The following is a 13,944-nucleotide window of genomic DNA, read 5'->3' as shown; positions in this document are numbered from 1 at the left end:
CGCGTTGCCCGATTCGATGCCCCAGCGCGCCAGCGCCGCGTCGTCGGTGCTGCGCGCGTCCACCCAGCGCTCGCCGTCCGGCGTTGTTTCCTTTTTCCAGAACGGCGCCTGGGTCTTCAGATAATCCATCACGAACTCGCACGACGCGAACGCCTCACCGCGATGCGCCGCCACCGTCGCGACGAGCACGATCTGGTCGAGCGGCACCAGCTTGCCGACGCGATGCACGATCGCCACGTCGATGCCCGGCCAGCGCCCGCATGCGTCGTCGGCGATCCGCTCGAGCGCCTTCTCCGTCATGCCCGGGTAATGCTCCAGCTCCAGTCCGGCGACATCGTCGCCGTCGTTCAGGTCGCGCACCGTGCCGACGAAGCACGCGATTGCGCCAATCTTCGGGTTGCGCGCACGCAGCGCCGCCACCTCGGCATTCAGATCGAAGTCTTCGGTCTGGACTCGCACCGTCGCCATCGCCCGCCCCTTATCCGCCCGTCACCGGCGGAAAAAACGCGACCTCGCAGCCTTCGGTGATCCGCGTGTCCGGGTCGGTCATTTCGTGGTTGCAGGCCATGCGCAGCACGCGGCCTTCGGCGAGCGTCTCGGCCCAGGCGCCGCCGCGCACGCGCAGCCACGCGCGCACGTCGCCGACCGTGGCCACGCCGTCCGGCACATCGACCTGCTCATCCGCGACGCCCAGCGCCTCGCGCACGCCCGCAAAAAATTTCAGCTGAATATTCATTTCGATTCGCCGCCGTTCAGGACAGCAGCTCGGAAAACGGGAGGAAGCGGACGGTTTCGCCCGCGCTGATCGCATGGTGCGGCGGATTGTCGATCAGGCCGTCGCCCCAGACCGTCGACGTCAGCACCGCCGAGCTCTGGTTCGGGAACAGGTCGAGACCGCCCGCCGCATTGAGGCGCGCACGCAGGAATTCGTTGCGCCGGTCGGACTTGCCCTGCGTGAAATCGGCACGCAGCGACATCGCGCGCGGCGCGACGTCGCGTACGCCCGACAGCCGCAGCAGGAACGGCCGCACGAACAGCAGGAAGGTCACGAAACTCGACACCGGATTGCCCGGCAATCCGATGAAATGCGCGTCGCGCTGCCCCTCGTCGCGCCGGACCGCGCCAAACGCGAGCGGCTTGCCCGGCTTCATCGCGATCTGCCACAGCGAAAGCCGCCCTTCGGCCTCGACGGCGGGCTTCACGTGATCCTCTTCGCCGACCGACACGCCGCCGCTCGTGAGGATCACGTCGTGCGCGCGCGCCGCCTCGCGCAGCGTTTTGCGCGTCGTCGCGAGCGAATCGGGCACGATCCCGTAGTCGGTCACGTCGCAGCCGAGCCGTTCGAGCAGGCCGCGCAGCGTAAAGCGGTTCGAGTTGTAGATCCCGCCCGGCTTGAGCGGCTCGCCGGGCATCGTCAACTCGTCGCCGGTGAAGAACACCGCGACCTTGATCCGGCGTGCGACGGACAGTCGCGCGCAGCCAACCGACGCGGCAAGGCCGAGCGACTGCGGCGTGAGCCGCGTGCCGGCGGGCAGGATGACCGAGCCGAGCCGGATGTCCGCGCCCTGCGCGGTGATCCATTCACCGGCTTTCGGCGTGTGCAGGATGTCGACCGAATCGCCGTTGGGTTCGGTTTGTTCCTGCATGACGACGGCATCGGCGCCCGGCGGCACCGGCGCGCCGGTGAAGATGCGCGCCGCCGTGCCTGCGGCAAGCGGCGCGGCCGGATGACCGGCGGGAATGCGTTGCGACACGGGCAAGCGCCGCTCGCCGTGCAGCAGGTCGGCCACGCGCACCGCGTAGCCGTCCATCGCGCTCGTATGCATCGGCGGCACGTCGAGCGGCGATTCGACATCAGCGGCAAGCACGCGTCCCAGCGCATCGAGCGTGGCGACGCTTTCAGCGCCGTCGAGCGGCGTCGCGGCGTCGAGCAGCGCGGCAAGCGCTTCGGCGGTCGACAGCATCGGCGCGCGCGGCGCCGCGGAATTCGGGTTCGACATCGATTGACTCAGTAATCGTGGACGGCAATGCATCATTGTAGCGACGACGACATGCGGGCGTACGGTCTATCGGACGGGCGCACGCGGCGGCAAGGCCGCTTCGCCGGGCAAGAAAACGGCCGGGAAACCGATCCGTTCGACGAATCGGCTTCCCGGCCGTCAGGCCACGCCGGGCAAGCGCGCCCGGCGGCGCATCATGCGCCGGTATGCGCGGCGATGAAGTCCTTGACCTGCTGCGCATCCGGCTGCACGACCTCGAAGCGCTGCGGCAGCGCCTCGAGCCCGTCGAATGCGGCCGGCCGCTCCGGCGCGCGGTCGAGCGCTTCGCGGATCGTCTCGCCGAACTTGACCGGCTGCGCGGTCTCGAGCACGACCATCGGCACGCCCGCCTGCAGATGCTCCCGCGCGACCTTGACGCCGTCGGCGGTATGCGTGTCGATCGTCGTGCCGTAGCGCCCGAACACGTCGCGAATCGTCGCGATGCGATCCGCGTGGCCGCTGCTGCCCGAGACGAAGCCGAACTCGGCGACGCGCGCGAAATCACCGCTTGCCGCCAGATCGAAACCGCCCTTCTCCTCGACATCGCGGAACAGCTGCATCACGCGCGCCGGATCGCGGCCGAGCAGGTCGAATACGAAGCGCTCGAAGTTCGATGCCTTCGAGATGTCCATGCTCGGGCTGCTCGTGTGGTACGTCTGCTCGGCGCTGCGCACGCGGTACGCGCCGGTGCGGAAGAACTCGTCGAGCACGTCGTTCTCGTTGGTCGCGACGACGAGCTTCTCGATCGGCAGACCCATCATCCGCGCGATGTGCCCCGCGCAGACATTGCCGAAGTTGCCCGACGGCACCGTGAACGACACGCGCTCGTCATTGCTTTTCGTGGCCGCGAAGTAGCCCTTGAAGTAGTAGACGACCTGCGCGACGACACGCGCCCAGTTTATCGAGTTGACCGTGCCGATCTTGTGCTTCGCCTTGAACGCGTGGTCGTTCGACACCGCTTTCACGATGTCCTGGCAGTCGTCGAACACGCCCTCGACCGCGAGGTTGAAGATGTTCGGATCCTGCAGGCTGTACATCTGCGCGGTCTGGAACGCGCTCATCTTCCGGTGCGGCGACAGCATGAACACGCGCACGCCGGCCTTGCCGCGCATCGCGTATTCGGCCGCGCTGCCGGTATCGCCCGACGTCGCGCCGAGAATGTTCAGCGTTTCGCCGTGCTTCGCGAGCGTGTACTCGAACAGATTGCCGAGCAGCTGCATCGCCATGTCCTTGAACGCGAGCGTCGGCCCGTTCGACAGCTCGAGCAGCGACAGCGGCGCGCCGTTCTCGGTGCCGAGCGGCTTCAGCGGCGTGATGTCGACCGCGTTCTCGCCGTGGCGCGTGTTGCGATAGACGTCCGCCGTGTAGGTGCGGCGCGTGATGGCGCGCAGGTCGTCGGCCGGGATGTCGTCGCTGAATTTCGACAGGATCTCGAAGGCGAGATCCGCATACGACAGCGTGCGCCAGCGCGCAAGCTCGTCGGCGGACACCTGCGGATACTCGGCCGGCAAATACAGCCCGCCGTCCTTCGCAAGGCCGCCCAGCAGGATGTCCGAGAACGTGTGGCGCTCGCCGATGCCGGCTCCGCGCGTCGAGAGATAGTTCATGCCAGCCTCCGCCGGTCGGTCCGAAGGGCGCTGGCCGCTTCCGCGCGGGCTGGCGAGCAAAGTGGGCGTGGGGATTGTTTCATTTCTCAGCCTTAGTTCAGCGCTTCCATGCGCAGCTTCGTGACCTTCGAGACGACCGTCGCAAGCGCTTCGATGCGCGCGATCGCCGCGTTGACGTTTTTCTCGAGCGTCTCGTGCGTGATCAGGATGATGTCGGTCTCGCCGTTGCCGCCGTCGACCTGCTCCGACTCCTTCTGCAGCAGCGCGTCGATCGAGATGCCCGAATCGGCGAGGATGCGCGTGATGTCGGCGAGCACGCCGGTCTCGTCGGCAACGCGCAGGCGCAGGTAATACCCGCTCGTCACTTCTTCGATCGGCAGGATCGGCGTGTTCGACAGGCTGTCCGGCTGGAATGCGAGATGCGGCACGCGGTGCTCCGGATCGGCCGTGTGCAGCCGCGTGACGTCGACGAGATCCGCGACGACTGCCGACGCGGTCGGCTCCGCGCCTGCGCCCTTGCCGTAGTACAGCGTCGTGCCGACCGCATCGCCGCGCACGACGACCGCGTTCATCGCGCCTTCGACGTTCGCGAGCAGGCGCTTCTCCGGAATCAGCGTCGGATGCACGCGCAGTTCGATGCCGCGCTCGGTGCGGCGCGTGATGCCGAGCAGCTTGATCCGGTAGCCGAGCTCTTCCGCGTAGCGGATGTCGGTCGCGTCGAGCTTGCTGATGCCTTCGACATACGCGCGCTCGAACTGGACCGGCACGCCGAACGCGATCGCGCTCATGATCGTCGCCTTGTGCGCGGCGTCGACGCCTTCGATGTCGAAGGTCGGATCGGCTTCCGCATAGCCGAGCGCCTGCGCGGCCTTCAGCGCGGTCGCGAAGTCGAGGCCGCGGTCGCGCATTTCCGACAGGATGTAGTTGGTCGTGCCGTTGATGATGCCGGCGATGTACTGGATGCGGTTCGCGGTCAGCCCTTCGCGCAGCGCCTTGATGATCGGAATGCCGCCGGCGACGGCCGCCTCGAACGCGACCGTCACGCCCTTTTCGCGCGCGGCCTCGAAGATCTCGGTGCCGTGCACCGCGAGCAGCGCCTTGTTGGCCGTCACGACATGCTTGCCGTTGGCGATCGCGCGCAGCACGAGCTCGCGCGCGACGCCCGTGCCGCCGATCATCTCGGCGATGATCGAAATCGACGGATCGTCGACGACCGCGTTGAAATCGTCGGTGATCTGCGCGGCGCCGGCGTTACCGCCGAGCGCGGCCTGCGCCTTGGCCGGGTTGCGCACCGCGATGCGCGTGATCTCGATGCCGCGGCCCGCGCGGCGCTTGATTTCTTCCTGATTGCGGCGGAGCACCGTGAAGGTGCCGCTGCCCACCGTGCCGAAGCCCAACAGGCCAACTTTGATCGGTTCCATGCTGCGTCTGATCGATGAATTGAGGAGTGAATAGGTCGGGCGTACGCGCCCGGCTCAGACCGAATGCCGCTTGCGATACCCGTCGAGGAACCGGGCGATCCGTTCGATCGAATCGGTCAGGTCGTCCACGTTCGGCAGGAAGACGACGCGGAAGTGATCCGGCGTCGGCCAGTTGAAGCCCGTGCCCTGCACGAGCAGCACGCGCTCCTCGAGCAGCAGGTCGAGAATGAACTGCTGGTCGTTCGCGATCGGGTAAAGCTTCGGGTCGAGCCGCGGGAACATGTAGAGCGCGGCCTGCGGCTTCACGCAGGTCACGCCCGGGATCGACGTGAGCATGTCGTAGGCGAGTTCGCGCTGCTTGTAGAGGCGGCCGCTCGGCACGATCAGTTCGTTGATGCTCTGGTAGCCGCCGAGCGCCGTCTGGATCGCGAACTGCCCCGGCACGTTCGCGCACAGGCGCATCGACGACAGGATGCCGAGCCCTTCGAGGTAATCCTTCGCGCGGCGGCGATTGTCGCCGCCGAGGCCCGACACGGCCATCCAGCCCGCACGGTAGCCGCACGAGCGATAGCTCTTCGACAGGCTGTTGAACGTGACCGTGATCACGTCCTCGGACAGCGCGCCCATCGCCGTATGCTCGAGGCCGTCGTAGACGATCTTGTCGTATACCTCGTCGGCGAAGATGATCAGTCCGTGCTCGCGCGCGATCGCGATCAGGTCGAGCAGCAACTCGTCCGAATAAAGCGCGCCCGTCGGGTTGTTCGGGTTGATCACGACGATCGCCTTCGTATTCGGCGTGATCTTGCGGCGGATGTCGTCGAGATCGGGCATCCACGCGTTCTGCTCGTCGCACACATAGTGCACCGGCGTGCCGCCCGACAGGCTGACGGCGGCCGTCCAGAGCGGGTAGTCCGGCGCGGGCAGCAGCACTTCGTCGCCATCGTTGAGCAGCGCCTGCGTGGCCATCACGATCAGCTCGGACGCGCCGTTGCCGATGTAGATGTCGTCGAGGCCGACGCCGACCACGCCCTTTTCCTGCGTGTAGTGCATGACCGCCTTGCGCGCCGAGAACACGCCTTTCGAATCCGAATAGCCGGACGATGTCGGCAGGTTGCGGATCATGTCCTGGATGATCTCGTCCGGCGCATCGAAACCGAACGGCGCGAGGTTGCCGATGTTCAGCTTGATGATGCGGTGCCCTTCTTCCTCGAGGCGCTTGGCGTGCTCGAGCACCGGGCCACGGATGTCGTAGCAGACGTTGAGCAGCTTGTTCGACTTCTGAATCGGTTTCACGACGACACGGTTCCTGGGTTAGCGATTCGGCCTGGGGGACGGGATCAAAACTGGAAAGCGGCCGATCTGCGCGCGCTGTCTAGGCTGGATGAGAGCGGCGGCCGCGCGCGGCTTGTGGCGGCGCACGACGCAAACGCCGCCCCGGGGCGGCCAAAAAGTTATAATTTAGCGGATTTCGGCCGACTTTCGCAATGCACCAAAGCCGCGCCGGCCCGCGCCGTCAGGCGCCCCGCGCGCGCGATACGCGAAAACAGCGCGTCGGGCCCCGCCGGCCCGCGTAGGCGGCTCCATCGAATTTCCCATTCGGAACCTCGGACATACTGATTTGAAACTGCACCAGGACTCGAGCGGCGCGCTCAATACCGTCACCGGCTATGGCCCCGACTATGTCGACATCAATCTCGAGCGTCACGAACAGAGCGTCATCGTCCTGCCCGGCGCGCCTGTGCAGGCGTGGCCCGTGTCGTCGTTCGACTCGCTCGCGCCCGAGCACTTCGCCATGTTGCTCGACCCCGCGCCGGAGGTCGTGATCTTCGGCAGCGGCACCCGCCTGCGCTTTCCGCACCCGCGGCTCGTCGCGGCGCTCACCGCCCGGCGGATCGGCGTCGAGACGATGGACTTCCAGGCCGCCTGCCGCACCTACAACATCCTGATGGCCGAAGGCCGCAAGGTCGCCGCCGCGCTCTTAATCGAACGTTAATCCGCGATGCGGTAAAACACTCGCCGCGGGATCGGGGCTGCGCCCCGGCCCGCCGCTTGCCGCGACGCAAGCCGCCGGCGGCACACCACAACAACCAACAGGCTGAAAAACCATGAACGATACGCCGTCGAGGCTACCGCTCAATCGCATCGCGCTCGTCTTCCTGATCGCCGCGCTCGCCGTCATCTGGTTCGCGCCGCTCGGCTTGCGCCACCTGATCCCCAGCGACGAAGGCCGCTACGCCGAGATGGCGCGCGAGATGTTCGTCACCGGCGACTGGATCACGCCCCGCTACAACGGCTACAAGTACTTCGAAAAGCCGCCGCTGCAGACCTGGCTCAACGCGCTGACGTTCGCCTGGTTCGGCGTCGGCGAATGGCAGGCGCGCCTCTATACCGCGCTCGCGAGCTTCGGCGGCGTGCTGCTGGTCGGCTATACCGGCGCGCGCCTGTTCAACCCGCTGTCCGGCTTCCTCGCGGCCGTCGTGCTCGCGTGTTCGCCGTACTGGAACCTGATGGGCCACTTCAACGCGCTCGACATGGGCCTGTCGTTCTGGATGACGCTCACGCTCTGCGCGTTGCTGCTCGCCCAGCGGCCCGGCCTGCGTCCGGGCGCGGTGCGCGGCTGGATGGCCATCTGCTGGGCGGCGATGGCGTTCGCGGTGCTGTCCAAGGGTCTCGTCGGCCTGATCCTGCCCGGCGCCGTGTTGGTGCTGTACACGCTGATCGCCCGTGACTGGGCGCTGTGGAAGCGGCTGCATCTCGTCAGCGGAATCGTAATCTTCTTCGCGATCGTCACGCCGTGGTTCGTGCTGGTCCAGCAGCGCAACCCCGAATTCTTCAATTTCTTCTTCATCGTCCAGCAATTCCGCCGGTACCTGACCCCCGAGCAGAACCGTCCCGGCGCGTTCTACTACTTCGTGCCCGTGCTGCTGGTCGGCTTCCTGCCCTGGCTGTCGGTGGCGTGGCAGAGCCTCCGCCACGCGCTGCGGATGCCGCGCCAGCCGAACGGCTTTGCGCCGATGCTCGTGCTGCTGATCTGGAGCGCATTCATCTTCCTGTTCTTCAGCGCATCGCATTCGAAGCTGATTTCGTACGTGCTGCCCGTCGCGCCCGCGCTCGCGCTCGTGATCGGCGCGTATCTGCCGCTCGTCTCCGCCGACCGGTTCCGCCGTCATCTGCTCGGCTACCTGGTGTTCTTCGTCACCGCGGCATTCGGCATCATCTTCCTCGCCTATCAGGGCGACGCCCGCACGCCGAATGCGCTGTACCGCGCGTTCCAGGTGTGGCTCTACGCCGGCATCGCGGCGGCGTTCGTGCTGACGCTCGCGGCCGCATGGCTCAACCGCCACGCGCGCACCGGCGTGACGGCGGCGATCACGGCGTTCGGCGCCGGATGGCTCGCGTTCGCCACGATCGGCGGCACCGGCCACGACGAATTCGGCCGCTACAGCTCCGGCGCGCTGCTCGCACCGGCAGTGCGCGCCGAACTGGCGAAACTGCCCGCCGACACGCCGTTATACTCCATCGAGATGCTCGACCACACATTCCCGTTCTACGCAGGCCACACGACGATCATGGTCGCGCGCAAGGACGAGCTCGCGTTCGGCATCTCGGTCGAACCCGACAAATGGATTCCGACCGTCGACGAGTGGATCGCGCGCTGGAAACAGGACCGCCATGCGCTCGCGATCATGCCGCCGGGCCGCTACGATGCGCTTGCCGCGCAGGGCGTGCCGATGAAAGTGATCGCGCGCGACAACCGCCGCGTGATCGTCGAAAAGCCGCAATCGTGAGGATGCCCCACCCGTGAACCCCGTTTCGTTTGTCTGCATCATCACCGGCGTCATGCTCAATGCATGCGCCCAGCTGCTGCTGAAAGCCGGCGTCAACGCCGTTGGACACTTCGAATTTACCCGTGCGAACATTGTGCCCGTCGGCCTGAAGATCGCCACCCAGCTGCCGATCATCGGCGGCCTCGGGTGCTACGTGCTCAGCGTCGTCGTCTGGATTCTCGGACTCTCGCGGGTCGACGTGTCGATCGCCTATCCGATGCTGTCGCTCGGCTATGTCGTCAACGCGTTCGCCGCGTGGTACCTGTTCGGCGAGGTCCTGTCCGTGCAGCGGCTCATCGGCATCGGCATCATCCTGATCGGTGTATATGTACTGGCACGCAGCTGAACCGCCCGCCGGTTAAGCATCCGCCTACAAAAAATCACGGTGCGAATCTGTCAATCGGTGTTTAATGCCGGTTTCGGACGCACCGCCCGACCCTTTTATTACACGCCATTACGAGCCAAGCGTTCATGAGCCAGACTGCCGTTCCGTTCCTGCCGTTCACCCGCCCCGAAATCGACGAGGAAACCATTCAGGGCGTCGTCGAGGTGCTGCGCTCGGGCTGGATCACCACCGGCCCGCAAAACCAGCGCTTCGAGACCGCGCTGTCCGAGTATTGCGGCGGCCGCCCGGTGCGCGCGTTCAATTCGGGCACCTGCACGCTCGAAATCGGCCTGCGCATCGCAGGCGTCGGCCCGGGCGACGAGGTCATCACGACGCCCGCGTCATGGGTGTCGACGAGCAACGTGATCCTCGAAACCGGCGCGACGCCGGTGTTCGCGGATATCGACCCCGTCACGCGCAACATCGACCTCGACCTGCTCGAAAAAGCGATCACGCCGCGCACGAAGGCGATCGTCCCGGTCTATCTGGGCGGCCTGCCGGTCGACATGGACCGTCTCTACGCGATCGCGCGCGCGCACAAGCTGCGCGTGATCGAGGACGCCGCGCAGGCGCTCGGCTCGACATGGAAGGGCCAGCGCATCGGCGCGATCGGCGACATCGTGTCGTTCAGCTTCCACGCGAACAAGAACCTGACGACGATCGAAGGCGGTGCGCTCGTCCTGAACAACGAGGACGAAGCCACTCTCGCGCAGAAGTACCGGCTGCAGGGCATCACCCGCACCGGCTTCGACGGCATGGACTGCGACGTGCTCGGCGGCAAGTACAACCTGACCGACGTCGCCGCGCGCGTCGGCCTCGGCCAGCTGCCCCACCTCGAACGCTTCACCGAACGGCACCGTGCGCTCGCGCGCGCCTACTTCGCCGCGTTCGAGGGCGGCGCAGCGGCGAAGCTCGGCATCGGCCTGCCGGTCGCCGACTTCGAGAACAGCAACTGGCACATGTTCCAGGTCACGCTGCCGCTCGACAAGCTGTCGATCACGCGCGGCGAGTTCATGGCGCAGATGAAGGAACGCGGCATCGGCACCGGGGTTCACTACCCCGCCATCCATCTTTTCACGCTGTATCGTGCGCGCGGCTTCAAGGAGGGAATGTTCCCCCACGCCGAACGATATGGCGCGTCGACCGTCACGCTGCCGCTCTTCACGCAGATGACGGACGACGACGTGCGTCGCGTCGTCGACGCCACCAACCAGATTTGCGAACAATACGGAAAGTAAGCGGACATGAGTCACCTTGAATCGCGCGTCGTGCAGCATCCGGGCGCCGGGCACCCGGAAGTATCGGTCGTCATCCCCGTGTACAACGAGGAAGACGGCCTCGCCGCGCTCTTTGCGCGGCTGTATCCGGCACTCGACGCGCTCGGCACGTCGTACGAAGTCATCCTGGTCAACGACGGCAGCCGCGACCGCTCGGCCGCCATGCTCGCCGACCAGTTCCACAAGCGCCCCGACACGACGCGCGTCGTGCTGCTGAACGGCAACTACGGCCAGCACATGGCGATCCTGGCCGGCTTCGCGCAATCGCGCGGCGAGATCGTCATCACGCTCGACGCCGACCTGCAGAACCCGCCCGAGGAAATCGGCAAGCTGGTCGAGAAGATGCGCGAAGGCTACGACTACGTCGGCACGATCCGCAAGCAGCGCCAGGACAGCCTGTGGCGGCGCAAGGCGTCGGCACTGATGAACCGACTGCGCGAACGCATCACGCGCATCAAGATGACCGACCAGGGCTGCATGCTGCGCGCCTACAGCCGCCGCATCATCGACACGATCAATGTCTGCGGCGAGGTCAACACGTTCATTCCCGCGCTCGCCTATACGTTCGCGCGCAACCCGACCGAGATCGAGGTCGCGCACGAGGAGCGCTTCGCCGGCGAATCGAAATACTCGCTGTACAGCCTGATCCGCCTGAATTTCGACCTCGTCACCGGCTTCTCGGTCGTGCCGCTGCAATGGCTGTCGTTCATCGGCGTGATCCTGTCGCTCGGCTCCGCGGCGCTGTTCGTGCTGCTGCTCGTGCGGCGCTTCATCGTCGGCGCGGAAGTGCAAGGCGTGTTCACGCTGTTCGCGATCACCTTCTTCCTGCTGGGCGTGATCATCTTCGCGCTCGGATTGCTCGGCGAATATATCGGCCGCATCTACCAGCAGGTCCGCGCGCGGCCGCGCTACCTGATTCACGCGGTGCTCGAACAGCACGGCGACGCGCCGGACACCCGCGCGGCCGAAAGCCGGCAGGAGGTCGCACGATGAAGCCGCGCGCGGTCGTCTTCGCCTATCACAACGTCGGCGTGCGCTGCCTGCAGGTGCTGCTCGCGCGCGGCGTCGATGTCGCGCTCGTCGTGACGCACGAAGACAATCCCAACGAGAACATCTGGTTCGGCAGCGTCGCATCGGTCGCGGCCGAGCATGGCATTCCGGTCGTCACGCCCGCCGACCCGGCGGATCCGGCACTGCGCCGCGCGATCGCCGACGCGCGTCCGGAGTTCATCTTCTCGTTCTATTACCGGCACATGCTGCCGGTCGACCTGCTCGCGCTCGCGCCGCGCGGCGCATACAACATGCACGGCTCGCTGCTGCCGAAATACCGGGGTCGGGTTCCGACCAACTGGGCGGTGCTGAATGGCGAGACCGAAACCGGCGCGACGCTGCATGAAATGGCCGCGAAGCCCGACGCCGGCGCGATCGTCGGCCAGACCGCGGTGCCGATCCTGCCGGACGACACTGCCGCGCAGGTGTTCGACAAGGTCACGGTCGCCGCCGAGCAGACGCTCTGGCGCGTCCTGCCCGCGCTGCTGGCCGGCGAGGCGCCGCACCTGCCGAACGACCTCGCGGCCGGCAGCTATTACGGCGGCCGCAAGCCGGAGGACGGCCGCATCGACTGGTCGAAACCGGCCGCGCAGGTCTACAACCTGATCCGCGCGGTCGCGCCCCCTTATCCCGGCGCCTTTACCGACCTCGACGGCACACGCTTCATCGTCGCCCGGGCGCGCCTCGCCGCGCCCGGCAGCGCCGCGGCACGCGCGGCGGCCGATTTGCCGGCCGGCCTGCACGTAAGCGATAATGCGCTATTCGGCGTTTGCGGCGACAGCCGCGCCGTCTCCATTCTCGAACTGCGGCAACAGCGCGACGGCAGCGAAACCGTCGTATCGCCCGCAGCGTTCGCGCAGCTCATTCATTCTTCCCGTCATTCATGAAAGCAAAAAAAGTCCTGATCCTGGGTGTGAACGGCTTCATCGGCCATCACCTGTCGAAGCGCATTCTTGAAACCACCGATTGGGAAGTGTTCGGCATGGACATGCAGACCGATCGGCTTGGCGATCTCGTCAACCACGAGCGGATGCATTTCTTCGAAGGCGACATCACGATCAACAAGGAGTGGGTCGAGTATCACGTGAAGAAGTGCGACGTGATCCTGCCGCTCGTCGCGATCGCGACGCCCGCCACCTACGTCCAGCAGCCGCTGCGCGTGTTCGAACTCGACTTCGAGGCGAACCTGCCGATCGTGCGCTCGGCCGTGAAGTACAAGAAGCATCTGGTGTTCCCGTCGACCTCCGAGGTCTACGGCATGTGCACCGACGAGCAGTTCGACCCGGACAATTCCGCCCTCACCTACGGCCCGATCAACAAGCCGCGCTGGATCTACGCATGCTCGAAGCAGCTGATGGACCGCGTGATCTGGGGCTACGGCATGGAAGGCCTGAACTTCACGCTGTTCCGTCCGTTCAACTGGATCGGCCCGGGCCTCGACTCGATCTACACGCCGAAGGAAGGCAGCTCGCGCGTCGTCACGCAGTTCCTCGGCCACATCGTGCGCGGCGAGAACATCAGCCTCGTCGACGGCGGCTCGCAGAAGCGCGCGTTTACCGACATCGACGACGGCATCAGCGCGCTGATGAAGATCATCGAGAACCCGAACGGCATCGCGTCGGGCAAGATCTACAACATCGGGAATCCGAAGAATAACTATTCGGTTCGCGAGCTTGCGCACAAGATGCTGGAACTGGCCGCCGAGTTCCCGGAATACGCCGACTCGGCGAAGAAGGTGAACCTCGTCGAGACCACCTCGGGCGCGTACTACGGCAAGGGCTACCAGGACGTGCAGAACCGCGTGCCGAAGATCGACAACACGATGCAGGAGCTCGGCTGGGCGCCGCAATCGACGTTCGACGACGCACTGCGCAAGATCTTCGAAGCGTACCGCGGCCACGTCGCCGACGCGCGCGCACTCGTCGAACAGCAAGGCTGAGCGGGATACGCGCTTGGCTCGCATCGTTCTCAAGATCGACGTCGACACGCTGCGCGGCACGCGCGAAGGCGTGCCGAACCTCGCGCGCATCTTCGACCGCTTCAACGCGCGCGCGACCTTTCTCTTCAGTCTCGGGCCCGACCACACCGGCTGGGCGCTGCGGCGGGTGTTCCGCCCCGGGTTCCTGAAGAAAGTGTCGCGCACGTCGGTGGTCGAGCATTACGGCGTGAAGCAGCTGATGTACGGCGTGCTGCTGCCGGGCCCCGACATCGGCCGCCGCGCGACCGCCGACATGCGCGCGATCCACGAGGCCGGCTTCGAATGCGGGATCCACACCTGGGATCACGTGTACTGGCAGGACAATGTCCGTGATCGCGACCGCAGCTGGACCGTGCATGA

Annotated in this window: 13 protein-coding genes and 1 pseudogene; 8 read left to right on the top strand and 6 right to left on the bottom strand. The window is 66.2% G+C overall.

Annotation, left to right across the window (positions count from 1 at the left end):
- The 6 genes from KH616_RS12195 to KH616_RS12170 all read right to left on the bottom strand — a co-directional run.
- On the bottom strand, positions 1 to 468 hold a 468-nt coding region (locus KH616_RS12195), incomplete at its 3' end, for a molybdenum cofactor biosynthesis protein MoaE (protein ID WP_292244373.1).
- Positions 469 to 478: 10 nt separating this feature from the next.
- Positions 479 to 736 (bottom strand): molybdopterin converting factor subunit 1, encoded by a 258-nt coding sequence (moaD, locus tag KH616_RS12190; protein WP_292244372.1) that lies wholly within the window; start codon positions 734 to 736, stop codon positions 479 to 481.
- A 16-nt stretch (positions 737 to 752) separates the two neighbouring features.
- Complete coding sequence (gene glp / locus KH616_RS12185; protein ID WP_292244371.1) at positions 753 to 2,000, bottom strand: gephyrin-like molybdotransferase Glp; 1,248 nt, start codon at positions 1,998 to 2,000, stop codon at positions 753 to 755.
- A 194-nt stretch (positions 2,001 to 2,194) separates the two neighbouring features.
- Complete coding sequence (thrC, locus tag KH616_RS12180; protein WP_292244370.1) at positions 2,195 to 3,646, bottom strand: threonine synthase; 1,452 nt, start codon at positions 3,644 to 3,646, stop codon at positions 2,195 to 2,197.
- Positions 3,647 to 3,738: 92 nt separating this feature from the next.
- Complete coding sequence (locus KH616_RS12175) at positions 3,739 to 5,067, bottom strand: homoserine dehydrogenase (protein WP_292244369.1); 1,329 nt, start codon at positions 5,065 to 5,067, stop codon at positions 3,739 to 3,741.
- A gap of 54 nt (positions 5,068 to 5,121) precedes the next feature.
- Positions 5,122 to 6,360 carry a pyridoxal phosphate-dependent aminotransferase gene (locus KH616_RS12170; RefSeq protein WP_292244368.1) on the bottom strand — a complete coding sequence of 413 codons (1,239 nt, stop codon included), beginning with the start codon at positions 6,358 to 6,360 and terminating at the stop codon, positions 5,122 to 5,124.
- A 325-nt stretch (positions 6,361 to 6,685) separates the two neighbouring features.
- Between KH616_RS12170 and KH616_RS12165 the strand changes: the two genes are divergently transcribed.
- The 8 genes and pseudogenes from KH616_RS12165 to KH616_RS12130 form a co-directional block, all read left to right on the top strand.
- Positions 6,686 to 7,060: an Mth938-like domain-containing protein gene (locus KH616_RS12165; protein ID WP_292244367.1), complete on the top strand. Its 375-nt coding sequence runs from the start codon at positions 6,686 to 6,688 to the stop codon at positions 7,058 to 7,060.
- A gap of 112 nt (positions 7,061 to 7,172) precedes the next feature.
- Complete coding sequence (locus KH616_RS12160) at positions 7,173 to 8,855, top strand: glycosyltransferase family 39 protein (RefSeq protein ID WP_292244366.1); 1,683 nt, start codon at positions 7,173 to 7,175, stop codon at positions 8,853 to 8,855.
- A 13-nt stretch (positions 8,856 to 8,868) separates the two neighbouring features.
- Positions 8,869 to 9,240, top strand: a complete 372-nt coding sequence (locus KH616_RS12155) for an SMR family transporter (protein ID WP_292244365.1) — start codon at positions 8,869 to 8,871, stop codon at positions 9,238 to 9,240.
- Between the two features lie 125 nt (positions 9,241 to 9,365).
- Positions 9,366 to 10,517 (top strand): DegT/DnrJ/EryC1/StrS aminotransferase family protein, encoded by a 1,152-nt coding sequence (locus KH616_RS12150; protein WP_292244364.1) that lies wholly within the window; start codon positions 9,366 to 9,368, stop codon positions 10,515 to 10,517.
- A gap of 6 nt (positions 10,518 to 10,523) precedes the next feature.
- Positions 10,524 to 11,549: a glycosyltransferase gene (locus KH616_RS12145; RefSeq protein ID WP_292244363.1), complete on the top strand. Its 1,026-nt coding sequence runs from the start codon at positions 10,524 to 10,526 to the stop codon at positions 11,547 to 11,549.
- On the top strand, positions 11,546 to 12,493 hold the full coding sequence (locus KH616_RS12140) for a formyltransferase (RefSeq protein WP_292244362.1): 948 nt from the start codon (positions 11,546 to 11,548) through the stop codon (positions 12,491 to 12,493). The genes KH616_RS12145 and KH616_RS12140 overlap by 4 nt, the downstream gene beginning before the upstream one ends.
- On the top strand, positions 12,490 to 13,545 hold the full coding sequence (locus KH616_RS12135; protein ID WP_292244361.1) for a bifunctional UDP-4-keto-pentose/UDP-xylose synthase: 1,056 nt from the start codon (positions 12,490 to 12,492) through the stop codon (positions 13,543 to 13,545). Before KH616_RS12140 ends, KH616_RS12135 begins: the two co-directional genes overlap by 4 nt.
- A gap of 13 nt (positions 13,546 to 13,558) precedes the next feature.
- Positions 13,559 to 13,944: pseudogene (locus KH616_RS12130) on the top strand (polysaccharide deacetylase family protein); the annotation flags it as partial.

This window comes from Burkholderia sp., from assembly GCF_018375725.1.
Classification (GTDB): domain Bacteria; phylum Pseudomonadota; class Gammaproteobacteria; order Burkholderiales; family Burkholderiaceae; genus Burkholderia.
The sequence above is the reverse complement of the archived record's forward strand: the minus strand, read 5'-3'. Positions and strand labels throughout refer to the sequence as shown.

What these genes read in the sequence shown, in the direction of transcription:
- moaD (WP_292244372.1), bottom strand. Translation starts at nt 736, where the DNA reads ATGAATATTCAGCTGAAATTTTTTGCGGGCGTGCGCGAGGCGCTGGGC.
- glp (WP_292244371.1), bottom strand. Translation starts at nt 2,000, where the DNA reads ATGTCGAACCCGAATTCCGCGGCGCCGCGCGCGCCGATGCTGTCGACC.
- thrC (WP_292244370.1), bottom strand. Translation starts at nt 3,646, where the DNA reads ATGAACTATCTCTCGACGCGCGGAGCCGGCATCGGCGAGCGCCACACG.
- KH616_RS12175 (WP_292244369.1), bottom strand. Translation starts at nt 5,067, where the DNA reads ATGGAACCGATCAAAGTTGGCCTGTTGGGCTTCGGCACGGTGGGCAGC.
- KH616_RS12160 (WP_292244366.1), top strand. Translation starts at nt 7,173, where the DNA reads ATGAACGATACGCCGTCGAGGCTACCGCTCAATCGCATCGCGCTCGTC.
- KH616_RS12150 (WP_292244364.1), top strand. Translation starts at nt 9,366, where the DNA reads ATGAGCCAGACTGCCGTTCCGTTCCTGCCGTTCACCCGCCCCGAAATC.
- KH616_RS12145 (WP_292244363.1), top strand. Translation starts at nt 10,524, where the DNA reads ATGAGTCACCTTGAATCGCGCGTCGTGCAGCATCCGGGCGCCGGGCAC.
- KH616_RS12140 (WP_292244362.1), top strand. Translation starts at nt 11,546, where the DNA reads ATGAAGCCGCGCGCGGTCGTCTTCGCCTATCACAACGTCGGCGTGCGC.
- KH616_RS12135 (WP_292244361.1), top strand. Translation starts at nt 12,490, where the DNA reads ATGAAAGCAAAAAAAGTCCTGATCCTGGGTGTGAACGGCTTCATCGGC.